Raw genomic sequence first — 16,024 nt, 5'->3', positions numbered from 1 at the left:
GTGTGGGGGCACATAATGAAGACGATCAGACTTATTTCTTTTGCTGTATTGGCCGCGACACTCGGTGTGACGGGGCTGAATGCACGCACATCATTGCAAAATGCAGACGAGCCCGCAGAGTTTCCGCCTGCCAGCTATAAGGCGAGTCAGTATGTTGACAGCGATGGTTGTGCTTATGTGCGCTCTGGCCATAGCGGTCATGTCACTTGGGTGCCGCGCGTGTCGCGTGATCGTAAGGTTCTTTGTGGGTTCAAACCGTCATTGGCCAATGCGCAAGACAGTCTGCCGGTGATCCCTGATCCGGTGTTGCCAGCGGGTGTGAAAGCACCTTTGGCGACTGTGGCCAGCACGACAACGCTTCCTGCAAAAATCGCGACCTCATCTGCGAAAACGCTGTTCCCTGCGGCTGCTCCGGTTCGGTTGGCGCCTCAAGCCACAACTGCTGCGCCGGCTGCCGCTACTGTCAGTGTTGCGCGCAAGCCGACCCCAGTGAAAGCGGCCCCTGTCAAAACAGCTCCAGTCAAACGTGCAACGCTTGCAGATGCTGAAATCGTCGGGCAAACTTGCGGAACAAATGCAGCAGGCCAAGCGCTGCGTTGTACTGCAACATCGACGCAATCCCCCGACTATATTTTGAAACGCTTGCCGGCTGGAATCACAGTGCGCAAAGCGGATGGCGGCACTTTGACCACGACAGAGCCCACTTTGGTACGTGTTGCGATCCATGCGCTACAGCCCGCCCCAGTTGCCCCAACTGCAGTTCTGCCTTTGCCAATTCAAGCGGCTCCCAAAGCGCCCGCGCCACAATATGTGACCGCAGCCGCAACACCGGTTACGTCTAATTTTACATCTCATTGCAACGGATTAAGCGGGAACGCCGCGCAATATATGCGTACCTCGTCAAAGTTGGCGGTCCGGTGTGGGCCACAAGCTGTACACCCATCGGCCTACATTCAACGCAACGCTCAACGCGTTGCCCAAGCGAATGTGGCCTTGTCCGAAGTGTCGCGCAGAGGGCGTGAGCTTGGGGTGGTCTACACTGCGCCAGTTGCCGTGAAGACGCCCACAGGTTACCACCGCGCCTTTGATGATGGGCGCTTGAACCCTAATCGTGGACCTCGGACTTTGGCAGGTGATTTGCAGCAAGCTCAGGTTTGGACCAACACCGTGCCCGCCTATCCAGTTGAAACAGGCGCCCCACCACTTACGTTCTGGCAGCAACTGTTTGGAACCGGACCAAAAACAGTGCAGCGTACAGTTGTTTATCAGCCATCCGCCAAAGTGACATCGTCTTATCAAGACGTGCGTGTTTCAACCAAATCTGTCGCGCCCGTCAGCACGCCCGTTGCGCGTCAGGCCGTCGCCTCAGGTCTGCGGTATGTGCAAGTTGGTACATTTGGTGTGCCGTCGAACGCTGCTAAATCCATTGCGCGTTTGTCCGCGATGGGGATGCCCGTGTCATCGCAAATCTTAAACCGCAATGGCAAGCAACTCAAAATGGTGCTTGCCGGACCTTTCGCCAGCCCAGAGCAAACCTTGCAAGCCTTGGGGCAAGCGCGTTCCGTAGGATATAGCGACGCTTTTGCACGTAAATAACATCGTCGCATTGGCGACGCAGCGCATGATAAAAGCCTCTGTTTTCACAGGGGCTTTTGTTGTTTTAGGGCTGGAAAGACGGTGTCTCTAGCCGCCACAGATGTTTTGAAGTGCGACCCAGTTGTCATCGCTCAGCACGGGGCGTGCAGATTGCACTCGCACCGTGTCGGCTTCGATCAATGGCAGTGTGCTAACGCCAGTGATGTCTTGCGCATAGGCATAAGGCCCAGTGCGGACTTCTGCTGCGGCAAAGCGATCTATCAAACGCTCGGTGTCTATAGGGGCAGGGTCTTGGCGCATCAGCTCTTCGGCGTAGGCATCCAGAGCTTCGTCTGGAATTTCACCGCTGGTCAAAAGGCGTAATGAGGTCATCAGGCCTGCGCTGCGCAGCAGATGTTCAAGCGGGTCAACATCAGCCGCGCGTTGCTGTTCGGCCAAAACAAACCCTGCCACGACATCGGGATCTTCATGGTCTTCGATCACGCTGCGGCCCAATAAAATGATCCCACCGGGTAAATGTTTTGCGCTTTGCACGCCGCTGCGCAAAACCACGATGTCGCCCGCGCCATTGGTCACCAGCCGTGATTTGAGCGCCTGCAACGCCCGTGCGCCATGCACCGTGTCGCAAGGTTGCCCAGACAGTCGCTCGATACGTGTGAGTAAGGCTTCGCCAATCTGCGTGCGGGTGACACCGGGAACAATGGTGACCGCTTGGCGCACCAAGGCACTTGGCAACCAAAAGACCCCGAGGCTCAAAGCTCCAAGGCAGACTGCGCCAAATAAAACGCCGCGCAAACGCCCGTGATGTGATGACCCGCGCGCAACCGCCTGTTGAATGCGTGAAATCGCAGCGATCATGACCTCGTCTTCGGTCTCTAACCGCTCTTGTGTGTCTGGGGCAGGGGCGAAAATGGCAAGGCTTTCGGTCGCGTTGTTCACGCGTTCAATGGCGGGTAGGGACCAATGCGATAGGGTTTTGTCGTTGAGATCGCTGATGATCAACGTCGCATTGCCCAAAGACACGACCACTTCCACCCGTTGGGTTTCCCCTTCAGGACGCCAAAGCGCTGTGGCCTCTAAGCGATCATATTCAGATAGCGCGGTCATGCGCGGGCTGCTCATTTATTGTTTCTTTGCGACAATCTAACGTGGATCATGGGCCATAACAATCTACGGTCGTATGATTTGGCGCTGCAAATGGCGATTTGGCGGTTTTCGAAGGTCTCTGACCGCGCTAGTTTGGCCGCATGATCATTTCGCACGGCCGCAAATACATTTTCGTTCATATTCCCAAAACCGGTGGGACGGCGCTGAGTTTGGCGTTGGAGGGGCGCGCTATGGCCGATGATCTGTTGTTTGGCGATACGCCCAAAGCTGTGAAGCGACGTAAACGGATGCTGGCCTTAAAGTCTGATCGCGGTTTGCACAAACATGCGCGGTTGGCGGATATTGAAAGCGTTGTGCCGCAAAGCGCGTTGGAGGATTATTTCATCTTCACGCTGGTGCGCAATCCTTGGGACCGGATCGTCAGCTATTATCACTGGCTGCAATTGCAAAACTGGGATCATCCTGCGGTGCATTTGGCCAAGGCTGCCGATTTCACGACCTTTTTGAATGATCCTGCCACGCTTAAATCCTTGGCGGCTCCCTATGCGCATTATTTGACCGACAGTCTAGGCGCGGAACGCGGGGGGCATTACATGCGCCTTGAAAGCCTTGATCAGGATCTAGCACCTTTATGGGATCACCTTGGATTTTGTCTTAGCCCGATTGCGCGTCAAAACGCGTCACCGCGGAGGCGGGATTTTAGAGGGTATTATACGGAGGCAGATCAGGATGTCGTGGCCAATCTTTGTGCCACAGACATCGCACGGTTTGGCTATGCCTTCACCCAAACGGGTCTGCGCGATTAAGGGCGCGATTGCGTTGTCATATGTGAGTCTAAGGCGCTTTCATCATGAAAAAAGCAAACAGAATCGCGCTTTGGCTGCCAGTTTCTTTGGCGGTGTTGGTATGGTCCTTGTCTTGTGGAGCTACTTTCTTAAGAAAACCTTACCCAATTCGAAAACAATCGCGGTGATTTGTTAATATTTTATTCATTTTGGGGACTATGTCCCAATTGCGTCCCATTCTCGCCCTTCTGTCACCCTTTGAGCAGCTTCAATAGAGACAACATTGATGAAGCGTCTGGCATTGAGCAGACGGGACATGAATTAAGGGAACGACGAGATGATGAAATTGGGTCAATTATTTGCCAAAGATCGCACTGCAGATATCTTTGGCCGTTCAAGCACTTGGGACGGCTCTCTGTCTGGCTCAAATGTTCAGGCCAACGGATTTTGTGCGGGCACCAAACTTGCGACAAACCTTGGGTGGCGCAACGTTGAAAGCTTGCGGCTTGGTGATTTGGTTTTGACCTTTGATGATGGGGTGCAAAAAATCACACGCATCGATCGTACAGTGATCACGGACCATCAGCTGGGACAGGCATTGCAAGACTGGCCGTTGCATATTCCAAAGGGTGCGCTTGGCAATCACGATGAGATGACATTGATGCCCGAGCAGGCTGTCATGATTGAAAGTGATTTGGGCGAAGCGATGTTTGGCGACCCTTTCACGCTTGTGCCAGCCTGCGCTTTGATTGGCTACAAAGGCATCGAGCGTATCAAACCACGCGGTGCCATTGACGTTATTTCGATCCATTTTGACAGCGAACAAATTGTTTTTGCCAATGTGGGGGCTTTGTTCCACTGTCTGCCTGCCGAGGGCGATCTTGTCGCAGATTTGGCCAACGAGAGCGCGGCCCTTGGGTATGACGTTCTGTCTATGGCGCAAGCTACAGATTTTGTGACTGCAATGCGCACAGATGCCAATCAAGACGCTGCGTGGATGAATGATACCCGTCTTCCAACGGCCATCCACGCCGTATAACCGTGTTATAATTTACGTATAGTTCCAATAAGGACGCGCCTCGAACTCTTTAAAAATTCGAGACGCGTTTGTGAGAAACAGGCGGAGGGTCTAGGCTGCCTTGCTGTCGATCCCTGTACCGAACCGCGCGTAGAACGTCTCATTTGCGTTTGCCATATCACGCAGCAAAGCCGGTGTTTCAAACCGCGCGCCATGCGTGGCCGTCAGTTTGTCGCACATATCCACGGCTTGGGCCGCGCCGATAATGTCCAGCCAACTGAACGGACCACCAGACCACGGCATAAAGCCCCAGCCCAAAATCGCGCCGACATCACCTTCGCGAATATCCGTCAACACGCCTGCTTCCAAGGCACGCACAGCCTCAAGCACCTGTGCCATGATCAAGCGGTGTTGCACCTCGTCCAATTCGGGCTGACTTTCTGCCGTTGGGAACTCGTCGGTGAAGCCTGACCAAAGCGCACCACGTTTGCCACGCGCGTCATAGTCGTAAAACCCTGCCTTCGCTTTGCGACCCAGACGGGCTTGATCGGCCATCCAGAACACAACCTCGTCCACTGCTGCGTCAGGGTAATCATCGCCCATTGCCGCTTTGGTGGCTTTGGCGATTTTTACGCCTAAATCCACGGAGGTCTCATCAATCAATTGCAAGGGCCCAAGCGGCATGCCCAAGAGCTTGGCTGCATTTTCGATCAATGGCAATTCCACACCTTCCGCGGCCATGCGCACACCTTCGTTGATGTAGGGGATAATACAGCGATTGGCGTAAAAGAACCGCGCATCATTCACGACAATCGGCGTTTTGCGAATTTGTCTTACAAAATCAAGCGCTTTGGCCACAGCGACGTCGCCGGTCTTTTGGCCCTTGATGATTTCGACCAGCAACATTTTGTCCACGGGGCTGAAGAAATGGATACCAATGAACTGTTCAGGGCGCGTGGAGGCCTTGGCCAATTCGGTGATCGGCAGGGTCGAGGTATTGGTGGCGAAAATGCAATCTTTGCCCACCGCAGCCTCAACTTTCGCGGTCACGTCTGCTTTGACTGATGGGTCTTCGAACACCGCTTCGACGATCAAATCGCAGCCTTTGAGCGCGTCATAGTCGGTCGTGGCGTTGATGCGTGCAAGCACGTCTGCTTTGCTGTCAGGCGTCTCTTTTTTGCGGGCGATGCCTTTGTCTAAAATGCCTTCAGAATAAGATTTTCCCTTATCTGCGCTGTCTTGTGTGGCGTCGATCAAGACAACATCGATCCCCGCCTTGGCAGAGACGTAGGCGATGCCAGCGCCCATCATGCCAGCGCCGATGATGCCAACGCGTTTGACAGATTGGTCTGTAACATCAGGCCGGTTTGCGCCTTTTTCTAGTGCTTCTTTGTTGATAAACAGTGACCGGATCATCGCGCCTGACGATGGGTTCATCAATACATTGGTGAACCAGCGCGCCTCGATCTTAAGCGCTGTGTCAAAGGGCACCATTGCGCCTTCATAGATGGCCGATAACATCGCTTTGGCCGCAGGATAGACGCCCTGCGTTTGGCCGTTGACCATGGCTGATGCCCCAACAAAGGTCATGAAACCAGCAGGGTGATAAGGCGCGCCGCCGGGCATTTTCCAGCCCTTGGCATCCCATGGTTTTAAAATGTCAGCATCCTTGGCGGACAACACCCAAGCCTTGGCTGCAGACAACAACTCATCCGTGGGCACGACCTCATCAATGACACCGCTGGCCTTGGCCTTTTTCGGGTCCATCATTTGGCCCTGCAACAAGATCGGTGAGGCTGCCATGGCGCCCAGTTTGCGCGAAATTCGCGTTGTGCCGCCTGCGCCGGGGAAAATGCCGACTTTGATTTCTGGCAGGCCGATTTTGGCTTTTGGATTGTCTGCTGCAAAGATGCGGTGGCAGGCCAGCGGTAATTCCAAGCCGATGCCAAGTGCCGTGCCCGTCAAAGCCGCAGCAATCGGTTTGCCGCCTTTGTTGGTCTTGGGTTCCATGCCCGCGCGTTCGATTTTACGCAATATCGCGTGCATCGCCATCGTGCCCTCGAACAGGCCTTTGGCAGGATTATCGCCTGCGCTGTTTTTCATCGCGGCGATGATGTTCAAATCCATTCCGCCCGCGAAAGTGTCTTTGCCCGAAGTAATGACCACGCCTTTGACGTTATCGTCTGCGAGGGCTGCATCGATATGGGCGTCCAAATCTGCAAGGCCTTCGAGGGACAGCACATTCATGCTTTTGGCTTTGACGTTCCATGTGATAACGGCAACGCCGTCTGTATCGATCTCATATGTAAAATCTGTCATCTGTTACATCCGTTCAATGATGGTTGCAGCACCCATGCCAGAGGCGATGCACAATGTCGCCAAGCCCACGCCTTTGCCGGTGCGTTCCAGCTCGTCCAAAAGTGTGCCGATGATCATCGCGCCAGTGGCCCCCAACGGGTGTCCCATAGCGATAGATCCGCCGTTGACGTTGACTTTGGAACTGTCGACATCAAAGGCCTGCATGAAACGCAAGACGACAGAGGCAAAGGCCTCGTTCACTTCAAACAGATCGATGTCTGAAATCGTCATGCCATTGTCGGCAAGAATTTTTTGCGTCGCGGGCACAGGACCTGTCAGCATAATGGTGGGGTCGGTGCCGATTTTCGCGGTGGCGCGAATGCGAGCACGCGGTTTAAGTCCGAATTTTTCGCCAAACTCTTTGTTGCCGATCAACACAGCGGCAGAACCATCAACGATGCCCGATGAATTGCCCGCATGGTGGATGTGATTGATCGCTTCCAAATGCGGGTATTTCATCAAGGCGACTTTATCAAAACCGGGCATCACTTCGCCCATGTCTTTGAACGCAGGTTTTAATTTGGCAAGGGCGCCCACATCGGTGCCGGGGCGCATGTATTCATCTTGGTCCAAAATAGTCAGGCCGTTTTGATCCAAAACTGGCACGATGGAGCCTTTAAATCGGTTGTCTGCCCAAGCCTCGGAGGCGCGCTTTTGCGACTCAACTGCCAAAGCGTCGGCATCATCGCGGGTGAAGCCAAATTCGGTGGCGATAATGTCGGCAGAAATGCCCTGAGGCACAAAATAAGTGTCCATTGCAATGCTTGGATCAACCGCAATCGCAGCCCCGTCAGACCCCATGGGTACGCGGCCCATCATTTCCACGCCGCCCGCGATATAGGCCATGCCGGCGCCGCCTTTGATTTGGTTCGCGGCTAGATTGACCGCTTCCATGCCTGAGGCGCAAAAACGGTTAATCGCGAGACCGGGGATGCTTTGGTCAAGGTCTGAGGCCAAAACTGCCGTGCGTGCCAAACAGCCGCCTTGTTCGCCAACTTGGGTCACATTGCCCCAGATCACGTCCTCGACGGCGTGGCCGGTCAGCCCGCTGCGGGTCTTGATGGCGTTGAGCATCTGCGCGGACAGACGCGCGGCGGTAACCTCGTGCAGGCTCCCGTCTTTGCGGCCTTTGCCACGGGGGCTGCGCACTGCATCGTAAATATATGCCTCAGTCATGAGTTCCTCCTCAGGCCCGATCCGCAGGGGATCCGGGCATCATGTCGTAGGGGTGTTTCCAGCCGGGAAGTTCTTCGATATGTCCCAACCAGCGATCAATATTGGCCCAATCGGCCCGTTTGAACCCAAAGGGTTCGGGGTAAAACAGGTAACCGCAGCAAGCGATGTCGGCGATTGTCACATCGTCGCCGACCAACCAATCGCGACCCTCCAGTGCTGTGTCTAACACCTTGAGCGCCGCCATCACACGGCCCGTGGTAAAGGCTATCACATCGGGTGAGCGTTTTTCAGGCGCTAGGAAATTGGTCAAAAATCGTAAGCCGCCCGCCGTTCCTGACATCTTTTGATTGTCCCACAGCACCCAACGCATGACTTCGCGTGCGTCCTCAGGTGTTTTGCCGCCCAGTTTGCCGGATGTCTCAACCGCGTAGTGTTGGATAACGCCGGATTGGCTCAGCTTGACATCACCGTCGATCAAATAGGGCACTTCGCCCATTACATTCATTGCAAGATAGTCTGGCGTGCGTGCGCCACCGTTGAAAAAGTCGACATAGACTGGGTCCCAGTCAATGCCGCATAAGGTGAGAGTGAGTGCGGCCTTATAAGCGTTGCCACTTTCGCCGAAACAATAAAGTTGAGCTGTCATGATGTGCCCTCCGTTTGGATATAGATAGGGAATATCTGACGAAATGTGAGAGGTGAGATCAAGACATTACAGGTCGAATGAGCATGAGAAGGGGAGATGGTATAGAGTGTCGCGCGTCTCATTTTTTTCGGTCCTCCAAATCCGACATGAACAGCCGTAAACGATGTTCAAGTTTTTCCTGATGCGTCACGGAAGAGAAGTTTTCGAAGAGGAAAGACAGCGCCTCGCCTTCATTCAACCCCGCCTCCCGCGAGAATGATTTGAGACGACGATAGCCGTCTTCTGTCATTGAAACAGGAAAACGCCGCGTCATTCTAAATCGTTTGGGCATGGTTACGCTCCGTCATTTGTACAAAAGCTGCAAAAAGGGACGCACAAAAAAGCCCTCTGCCCACAAAGGGGCAAAGGGCCAATTGCGCAGGGTTGCGTCAGCTTAGAACGCTTCGGCAGACAATGCCATGACAGGATCGGCACCGCTTTCAATGCGTTTCAACAACGTCGTTGTCATCGGCAATTGCCGCGCCATGTAATAGCGTGCTGTGATCAGCTTGTTTTTATGGAAATCAGGGTCATCGGTGCCATTTTCCAGTGCGCTCAGCGATGCTTGCGCCATGCGACCCCACATCAAACCCAGCGAGACATAGCCGAACAGATGCATGAAGTCATACGATCCAGACAGTGCCGCATTTGGGTTTTTCATGCCGTTTTGCATAAAGAACATACCCGCAGCTTGCAGATCTTTTGAGGCGGCTTTGAGCGGCGTGGTGAATTCTTCCATCTCAGGCGCATCGGCCGATTTGCAGAAACTTTTGACCATCTCGAAATAGGCCATCACATGTTTGCCGCCGTCTTGGGCCAGCTTGCGTCCGACCAGATCAAGCGCTTGCACGCCATTGGCTCCCTCATAGATCATCGCGATACGCGCATCGCGGGTGAACTGGGACATGCCCCATTCCTCAATATAGCCGTGACCGCCAAAGACCTGCTGCGCATTCACAGTCGCCTCATAGCCTTTGTCAGTGAGAAAGCCCTTGAGCACAGGGGTCATCAGCGAGATCAACCCTTCGGCATCTGCATCACCGCCTTTGTGGCCCGCATCAATCAAGGATGCGCCCCAAAGCATAAACGCACGCGCGCCCTCAATAAAGGATTTCTGGTCCATCAGGTTGCGGCGAATATCAGGGTGAACGATCAAAGGATCAGCTGGGCCATCTGGGTTTTCCGCGCCTGTGACAGCACGCCCTTGCAAGCGATCTTTGGCGTATAGGACAGCGTTTTGATAGGCGGCTTCGGCTTGGGCCAGCCCTTGCATCGCCACGCCAATTCGCGCTTCGTTCATCATGGTGAACATGGCGCGCATGCCTTTGTTCAACTCACCAATCAGATACCCTGTCGCACCATCAAAATTCATCACACAGGTCGAATTGCCGTGGATGCCCATTTTTTCTTCCAACGAGCCAACAGAGACGCCATTGTGATCGCCAAGGCTGCCGTCCGCGTTGACATTGAATTTCGGTACGATGAACAGCGACACGCCTTTGATGCCCTCAGGTCCACCAGGAACCTTAGCCAGCACAAGGTGAATGACGTTGCTCGACATGTCGTGATCGCCTGAAGAGATGAAAATCTTTTGACCCGACAGCTTATATGACCCATCGTCTTGTGGCTCGGCTTTGGTGCGCATCAGACCCAAATCGGTTCCGCAATGCGGCTCGGTCAAATTCATCGTACCGGTCCATTCGCAGGACACCATTTTGGGCAAATAGGTCGTTTTTTGATCATCCGTGCCATGCACCAAGATCGCCGAGGCCGCACCATGGGTGAGGCCGTGATACATGGTGAAGGCTTGGTTCGCGGCTGAAAACAATTCGCCCACAGCCGTGCCCATCACATAGGGCAGGCCTTGGCCGCCAAAGTCTTCCGGCATGTCCAAACCTGGCCAGCCGCCGTCTTTGATTTGCGCGAAAGCCTCTTTGAACCCTGTGGGAGTGATCACCACACCGTTTTCTAAGCTGCAGCCTTCGGTATCGCCAACACGATTTAGAGGGGCGAGCACATCTGAGGCCAATGCACCTGCGGCCTCTAAAATGGCTTCGGTGAACTCTGCATCCAGATCGTTATATCCAGGCGTCTTTGCATTTGAGACATTTAGAACATCATGCAAGACATATTGAATGTCTTTGGTCGGAGCTGTGTAGTTGGGCATGTCGGCCTCCCTGATATTGCGGGGAGAGCCTAGTCTGTCTCTTCCCGTATACGTGTGTTGTCGAGCGTGTTTTGCATCCACGCCATTTGTTCATCTAACTCGGCCAGAACCTGCTGCAGATCCTCGACTTGGTGTTCAAGCTCGGTCTTGCGCGTTTTATAGGCGTCAAGCGTGCCTTTAAGTTGTTTCTGTCCGCCGTCTTCGTCACTGTATAGTTCTAGAAGTTGACGGATTTGTTCTAGGGCGAACCCAAACCGTTTCCCGCGCAAAATTAACTTTAAACGTGCCCGATCTCTGCGTGTGAACAGTCGTCTTTGGCCTTCTCGGATCGGAAACAAAAGTTCTTTCGCTTCATAAAATCGCAAGGTGCGCGGAGTCACATCATATGCATCGCACATCTGGCGTATGGTCATCACCTCATTTGTCATTGTCATATCGCTCCAGTTCATGTGCAGTGACTTGAATAAGTCTGTGCTGTGGTTTGAAGCGAAATAGTTCTCTCGCTCAACACTACAAGCTTCGTCATCGCGGATGTAAACGTAACGTGGCGTCACTTTCCGGATGGTAAAATATTCGACTCATTCAGCGCAGGGCCCGTGAAACATTATTCTTCGCCAAGTTCCGAAAGCGGTTTGAATTAAACGCTCAATTTGACCTGTTTCGTTGAAGTATTGATGCTCAAAGCGATTTGGCTGAGATCAGATACAGCATAGATTGAGCGCGAGTTTTGGTCACAAAAGCGAGGCTAAAAAGGGCCAAAACGGCTGTTCAGTGGAAAACGACGTTGCGTCGTTTCGGGTGAATGTTGGTGGTCTTTCGGTCGACAAGGAACACCCAGCGTTGTTTAGCGCTTGTCGATCATATTTTGTCGCAGTTGACCAAGCTCTGAAATTGCAGTTTCGATTTCAGAGTGTTGACGCTGTAATTCAGTCAGCTGGCGATCAGCCAATGCGATAAAGGCATCGGATTGCGCGGCGGTGCCTTCTTCGTTGTAGATCAAAAGCCACTGGCGTATTTCTTCCAGAGAAAACCCATACTTTCGCCCACGTAAAATCAACTTCATCCGAGCCAATTCGCGCGACGTATAAAATCTGGTGCGGCCTTCTTTTTCGGGCGATAGCAATTCGATGTATTCATAATAACGCAAAGTGCGTGGCGTTACATCAAATCGTGAACACATCTCTTTGAATGTGAGGCGTTCGTTTGGCATAAGCGAATTCTCCTTACAATAAATCTAAACCCTCCTGATCCCTCATGCAATGTGGTTCGGCAATTTTTGACCGAAACATATCACGACAGCCATAGGATCGGCGCATCTAAGAAAGAATATGCTGGACGTAAGTTTACGTTAGGTCATTTTTGTTGAGCTGTCTAAGTTATTGCGAGACAGGCCCGCGTCACAATATCAAGAGTGGTCTCTTAATTTTGAATTGGTTCTCATGGTACAATCTCGCACAGATATCGCCGCGCAGTTCATCTCGACCTTGCCACATGCGCAGGCTCTTGGGTTGTCACTTTCTCGTATCGGTTTTGGCGATGCCGAAATTCAACTGCCTTATGACACGGCTTTGATCGGCGATCTTGAAACAGGCGTCATTCATGGTGGCGCCGTCTCTGCGCTTATGGATACCTGCTGTGGCGCGGCCGTTATGGGCCATCCAGACGCAGGTGTGGCCACGGCCACCATTGACTTGCGCATTGATTACATGCGTGCCGCCGTGCCCAAAACAACAATCGTGGCCGTTGCTGAGTGCTTTCACATGACCAGTTCTGTGGCCTTTGTGCGCGCAACTGCGCATGACGGCACGTCGCAAACACCCGTGGCCACGGCAACCGGCACATTTGCCGTGGAGCGTGCCACATGACTCGCGCCACGCCAGAACCCGTACAGGTCATCAAAACCCGACGCAATTCTGCGCTTGAGGCACTCAAAGCACGTGTGCCCTATGCGGCCTATCTTGGGGTTGAATTCGAACGACATGGTGATGAGCTGACCACGGTATTGCCGTATCGCGCCGACCTTGTTGGTAATCCTGCGTTGCAAGCCTTGCATGGTGGTGCCACGGCCGCGTTTTTGGAAATAACAGCACAGGTCGTGCTCAGTTGGTCCGTCATTTGGCCTCTGATCGAGGCTGGCGGCGCGGTTGAAACGGTGCCTGTCTTGCCCAAAACGATTGATCTCAGCGTGGATTATTTGCGTTCGGGGTTGCCGCGTGACGCCTATGCACGCGCAAAGATCACCCGCGCGGGGCGTCGGTTTTCATCTGTGCATGTCCATGCTTGGCAAGACAACGTTGATCGTCCTTTCGCGATGGCGACGGGACATTTCATGATGCCTGATCATGTCTGACCAGTCCGTGGCCTCTGTCGGGGCGTTGACCCATAAACGTGTTTTGGCCATCGCTGTTCCGATTGTTTTGTCCAATGCAACCGTGCCGATCCTTGGCGCTGTCGACACAGGTGTCGTCGGACAATTGGGCGAAGCAGCGCCGATTGGTGCTGTGGCCATTGGCTCTGTTATATTGTCATCGATCTTTTGGCTGTTTGGATTTTTGCGTATGGGCACTACGGGGCTTGTGGCGCAGGCCCGAGGGGCAGGGGATGCGGGCGAAGTCTCTGCATTGTTATCGCGGGTTTTGATGATCGCCTTTTCGGCTGGCCTTATTTTGATCGTCTTTCAAATCCCGATCCTATGGGCCGCGTTTCGATTGGCACCCGCATCGGCTGAGGTGGAAACACTTGCGCGTGACTACATCGCCATCCGTATTTGGTCAGCGCCCTTTGCCATTGCGATTTTCGGCTTTACCGGCTGGCTGATCGCGTCAGAGCGCAGCCGTTCGGTTTTGATGCTGCAACTGTGGATGAACGGACTTAATATCGTATTGGATTTGTGGTTTGTTTTGGGGCTTGGTTGGGGCGTGCAAGGTGTCGCCATCGCCACCGTTATTGCAGAAATCACGGGGGCTATATTCGGTCTATACCTATGTCGTTCGGCGTTGAAACATCCCGATTGGAAGTCGTGGGCCAAAGTGTTTGATATGGCGCGCTTGACCAATATGGCGCGCGTTAACACCGACATTATGATCAGGTCTATCCTGCTGTTGTCCATCATGGTCAGCTTTGCCTTTTTTGGCGCGGGCTTTGGCGATTTGACCTTGGCTGCCAACCATATCTTGATGCAGTTCATTTCGATCTCGGCCTTCGCAATGGATGGATTTGCTTTTACCGCTGAGGTGATTGTCGGCCAAGCCTTAGGGGCACGATCGCGCAGCGCGTTGCGACAAGGGGCGATTTTATCGTCCATGTGGGGCCTTGGTATTTCTGTCGTCATCACTGTCGTCTTCGCGGTCTTCGGGGGCGCGATCATCGATACAATGACCACTGCGCCCGATGTGCAAATTGAAGCGCGCAGGTTTCTGCCGTGGATGATAGCGGTGCCAGTGGCCGGCATTGGCGCATGGATGTTGGATGGCATTTTTATTGGTGCGACCCGTACCCGCGATATGCGCAACATGAGTGCGCTCAGCCTGATCATTTACCTTGGGGCCGTCTACGCACTGACGCCACTTTTTGGTGCGCATGGGCTTTGGGCGGCGCTGTTGATCAGTTATCTGGCGCGTGGTCTGACTTTGGCGTGGAAATACCCTGCGCTGGAACAGGATGCGGAGCGTTAAGCGCTTCGCATTTTAGGTGGTATTTGAGCACTACGACGTTACAGCCAGTCACCGCGTTTTGTCCCTACAGCGTCAGACACATTTCCAAACCCATCGGCTTTCAACAAGTCATCCAAGCCACGGGCAACTTTGGGCGCGAGCGACAGCCCTGAATAGACCATCGCGGAATAAAGCTGGACCAAGGACGCGCCTGCACAAATTTTTGTATAGGCATCCAAGGCAGACGATACTCCGCCGACGCCAATCAAAGGCACATCGTCGCGCAAAATATTCGACAATTGCGCCAACACTTTTGTGGACTTTTCAAACAATGGCGCGCCCGAAAGTCCGCCCATCTCGCTTTTATGAGCACTTTTCAAACCTTCGCGCGACAGCGTGGTGTTGGTCGCGATCACGCCATCGATGCCGGATGTTTTGGCGACCTCGGCGATTTCTGCAATTTCGCTCGCATCTAGATCAGGTGCGATTTTGAGAAACACCGGCACCTCGTGATCAAGACCCTTGCGTGCATCCATAACGCCAGCGAGCAGCGCTTGCAGTGCTTCAGGGCCTTGCAGGTCTCGTAGTTTTTCGGTGTTGGGGGACGAAACATTGACGGTCGCGAAGTCAACGAAATTGCCACAATGGGCCAAGACCTGCGCGAAATCGTCGGCGCGATCTGTGCTGTCTTTGTTGGCCCCCAGATTTAGACCAACGGGGACATCCGAGTGATTGTTGGATAGACGGCAGCGGGCAAGACGGCTTGCGATGGCCTCCATCCCCTCATTATTGAACCCAAAGCGATTGATCACAGCGCGGTCTTCAGTCAGGCGAAACAAGCGTGGTTTTGCGTTGCCAGACTGAGCGCGCGGTGTTGCGGCCCCCACCTCGATAAATCCAAAGCCTGAGCGCGACAGTTGTGCGACTGCTTCGGCATTTTTGTCAAAACCTGCGGCCAATCCGATTGGGTTGGGCATTTCGATGCCTGCAAAGCTGGTTTTAAGACGTGAGGATGTCACAGGGCCCGGTAGTGGCGCCAAGCCTGCGCGCAAAGCTGTCAACGCAAAGTGATGCGCTTTTTCAGGATCGATTTTACGCAGGACCTTTAGGCCAAGTTGTTCTGGAAGGCTCATAGCATTTCCTTTGGAAAGACATGTGTGTCGCCGTTGACGGGTAAAGGTTTGGACCAGACCACATCATCAAGGCGTAAAGCGCGGTACAAATGTGGAAACAATGCGCCCCCGCGTGAGGGCTCCCATTTCAAATCATCTGTCATGCCGTCAGTATCACAGGCCAAAACAACAAGACCCTCAACGCCTGCAAACCATTTTCTTGCGGTTTCAAAAGCTTGTTCTGCGGTTGAGAAATGCACAAAGCCATCGGCCAAATCCACCGGTGCGCCAGCGGTTTCGCCAGTGCTTTGCAATAGAGCCCATTCGTCGGCGCGGAATATTTTATAAATCAACATGACTGCGTGAT

16 protein-coding genes are annotated in these 16,024 nt (G+C 53.6%); 6 read left to right on the top strand and 10 right to left on the bottom strand.

Annotation, left to right across the window (positions count from 1 at the left end):
* Positions 1–15 precede the first annotated feature (15 nt).
* The gene (locus KO503_RS07490; protein WP_215990904.1) at positions 16–1,596 is read left to right on the top strand and encodes an SPOR domain-containing protein; all 1,581 of its coding nucleotides are present in this window, start codon (positions 16–18) and stop codon (positions 1,594–1,596) included.
* Positions 1,597–1,683: 87 nt separating this feature from the next.
* On the opposite strand, the gene KO503_RS07485 is transcribed toward KO503_RS07490, so the two are convergent.
* Positions 1,684–2,718 carry a hypothetical protein gene (locus tag KO503_RS07485; RefSeq protein ID WP_252730973.1) on the bottom strand — a complete coding sequence of 345 codons (1,035 nt, stop codon included), beginning with the start codon at positions 2,716–2,718 and terminating at the stop codon, positions 1,684–1,686.
* Between the two features lie 125 nt (positions 2,719–2,843).
* Here KO503_RS07485 and KO503_RS07480 point away from each other — a divergent pair, with 125 nt between their 5' ends.
* Both KO503_RS07480 and KO503_RS07475 read left to right on the top strand, forming a co-directional pair.
* Positions 2,844–3,509 carry a sulfotransferase family 2 domain-containing protein gene (locus KO503_RS07480; protein ID WP_215990903.1) on the top strand — a complete coding sequence of 222 codons (666 nt, stop codon included), beginning with the start codon at positions 2,844–2,846 and terminating at the stop codon, positions 3,507–3,509.
* Between the two features lie 316 nt (positions 3,510–3,825).
* On the top strand, positions 3,826–4,527 hold the full coding sequence (locus KO503_RS07475; RefSeq protein ID WP_215990902.1) for a Hint domain-containing protein: 702 nt from the start codon (positions 3,826–3,828) through the stop codon (positions 4,525–4,527).
* 90 nt (positions 4,528–4,617) lie between these two features.
* Here the strand turns inward: KO503_RS07475 and KO503_RS07470 are convergent, their stop codons facing one another.
* The 7 genes from KO503_RS07470 to KO503_RS07440 form a co-directional block, all read right to left on the bottom strand.
* On the bottom strand, positions 4,618–6,825 hold the full coding sequence (locus KO503_RS07470; RefSeq protein ID WP_215990901.1) for a 3-hydroxyacyl-CoA dehydrogenase NAD-binding domain-containing protein: 2,208 nt from the start codon (positions 6,823–6,825) through the stop codon (positions 4,618–4,620).
* Between the two features lie 3 nt (positions 6,826–6,828).
* The gene (locus KO503_RS07465; protein WP_215990900.1) at positions 6,829–8,040 is read right to left on the bottom strand and encodes an acetyl-CoA C-acetyltransferase; all 1,212 of its coding nucleotides are present in this window, start codon (positions 8,038–8,040) and stop codon (positions 6,829–6,831) included.
* Between the two features lie 10 nt (positions 8,041–8,050).
* Positions 8,051–8,686 carry a glutathione S-transferase family protein gene (locus KO503_RS07460; RefSeq protein WP_215990899.1) on the bottom strand — a complete coding sequence of 212 codons (636 nt, stop codon included), beginning with the start codon at positions 8,684–8,686 and terminating at the stop codon, positions 8,051–8,053.
* Between the two features lie 118 nt (positions 8,687–8,804).
* The gene (locus tag KO503_RS07455) at positions 8,805–9,017 is read right to left on the bottom strand and encodes a hypothetical protein (RefSeq protein ID WP_215990898.1); all 213 of its coding nucleotides are present in this window, start codon (positions 9,015–9,017) and stop codon (positions 8,805–8,807) included.
* A 102-nt stretch (positions 9,018–9,119) separates the two neighbouring features.
* A complete protein-coding gene (locus tag KO503_RS07450) occupies positions 9,120–10,892 on the bottom strand; it encodes an acyl-CoA dehydrogenase C-terminal domain-containing protein (RefSeq protein WP_215990897.1) in 1,773 nt (590 codons plus the stop codon).
* Between the two features lie 29 nt (positions 10,893–10,921).
* The gene (locus KO503_RS07445; RefSeq protein WP_215990973.1) at positions 10,922–11,320 is read right to left on the bottom strand and encodes a MerR family transcriptional regulator; all 399 of its coding nucleotides are present in this window, start codon (positions 11,318–11,320) and stop codon (positions 10,922–10,924) included.
* Between the two features lie 416 nt (positions 11,321–11,736).
* A complete protein-coding gene (locus tag KO503_RS07440; RefSeq protein ID WP_215990896.1) occupies positions 11,737–12,102 on the bottom strand; it encodes a MerR family transcriptional regulator in 366 nt (121 codons plus the stop codon).
* Positions 12,103–12,331: 229 nt separating this feature from the next.
* Between KO503_RS07440 and KO503_RS07435 the strand changes: the two genes are divergently transcribed.
* The 3 genes from KO503_RS07435 to KO503_RS07425 are packed head-to-tail and all read left to right on the top strand — an operon-like array spanning position 12,332 to position 14,566.
* Positions 12,332–12,757, top strand: coding sequence for a PaaI family thioesterase (locus tag KO503_RS07435; RefSeq protein WP_215990895.1), 426 nt, complete (start codon positions 12,332–12,334; stop codon positions 12,755–12,757).
* Entirely contained in the window at positions 12,754–13,242 is a 489-nt protein-coding gene (locus KO503_RS07430) for a PaaI family thioesterase (protein WP_215990894.1), read from the top strand. The genes KO503_RS07435 and KO503_RS07430 overlap by 4 nt, the downstream gene beginning before the upstream one ends.
* The gene (locus KO503_RS07425) at positions 13,235–14,566 is read left to right on the top strand and encodes an MATE family efflux transporter (RefSeq protein ID WP_215990893.1); all 1,332 of its coding nucleotides are present in this window, start codon (positions 13,235–13,237) and stop codon (positions 14,564–14,566) included. Before KO503_RS07430 ends, KO503_RS07425 begins: the two co-directional genes overlap by 8 nt.
* A gap of 38 nt (positions 14,567–14,604) precedes the next feature.
* Here the strand turns inward: KO503_RS07425 and KO503_RS07420 are convergent, their stop codons facing one another.
* Both KO503_RS07420 and KO503_RS07415 read right to left on the bottom strand, forming a co-directional pair.
* Positions 14,605–15,678: a quinone-dependent dihydroorotate dehydrogenase gene (locus tag KO503_RS07420; RefSeq protein ID WP_215990892.1), complete on the bottom strand. Its 1,074-nt coding sequence runs from the start codon at positions 15,676–15,678 to the stop codon at positions 14,605–14,607.
* Positions 15,675–16,013 (bottom strand): DUF952 domain-containing protein, encoded by a 339-nt coding sequence (locus KO503_RS07415; protein WP_215990972.1) that lies wholly within the window; start codon positions 16,011–16,013, stop codon positions 15,675–15,677. The genes KO503_RS07420 and KO503_RS07415 overlap by 4 nt, the downstream gene beginning before the upstream one ends.
* Positions 16,014–16,024: the final 11 nt, after the last annotated feature.

This window comes from Pacificibacter marinus, assembly GCF_018860505.1.
Classification (GTDB): Bacteria; Pseudomonadota; Alphaproteobacteria; order Rhodobacterales; family Rhodobacteraceae; genus Celeribacter; species Celeribacter marinus_B.
Note: the sequence above shows the minus strand (reverse complement) of the source record. Positions and strands in the feature narration are given on the sequence as shown.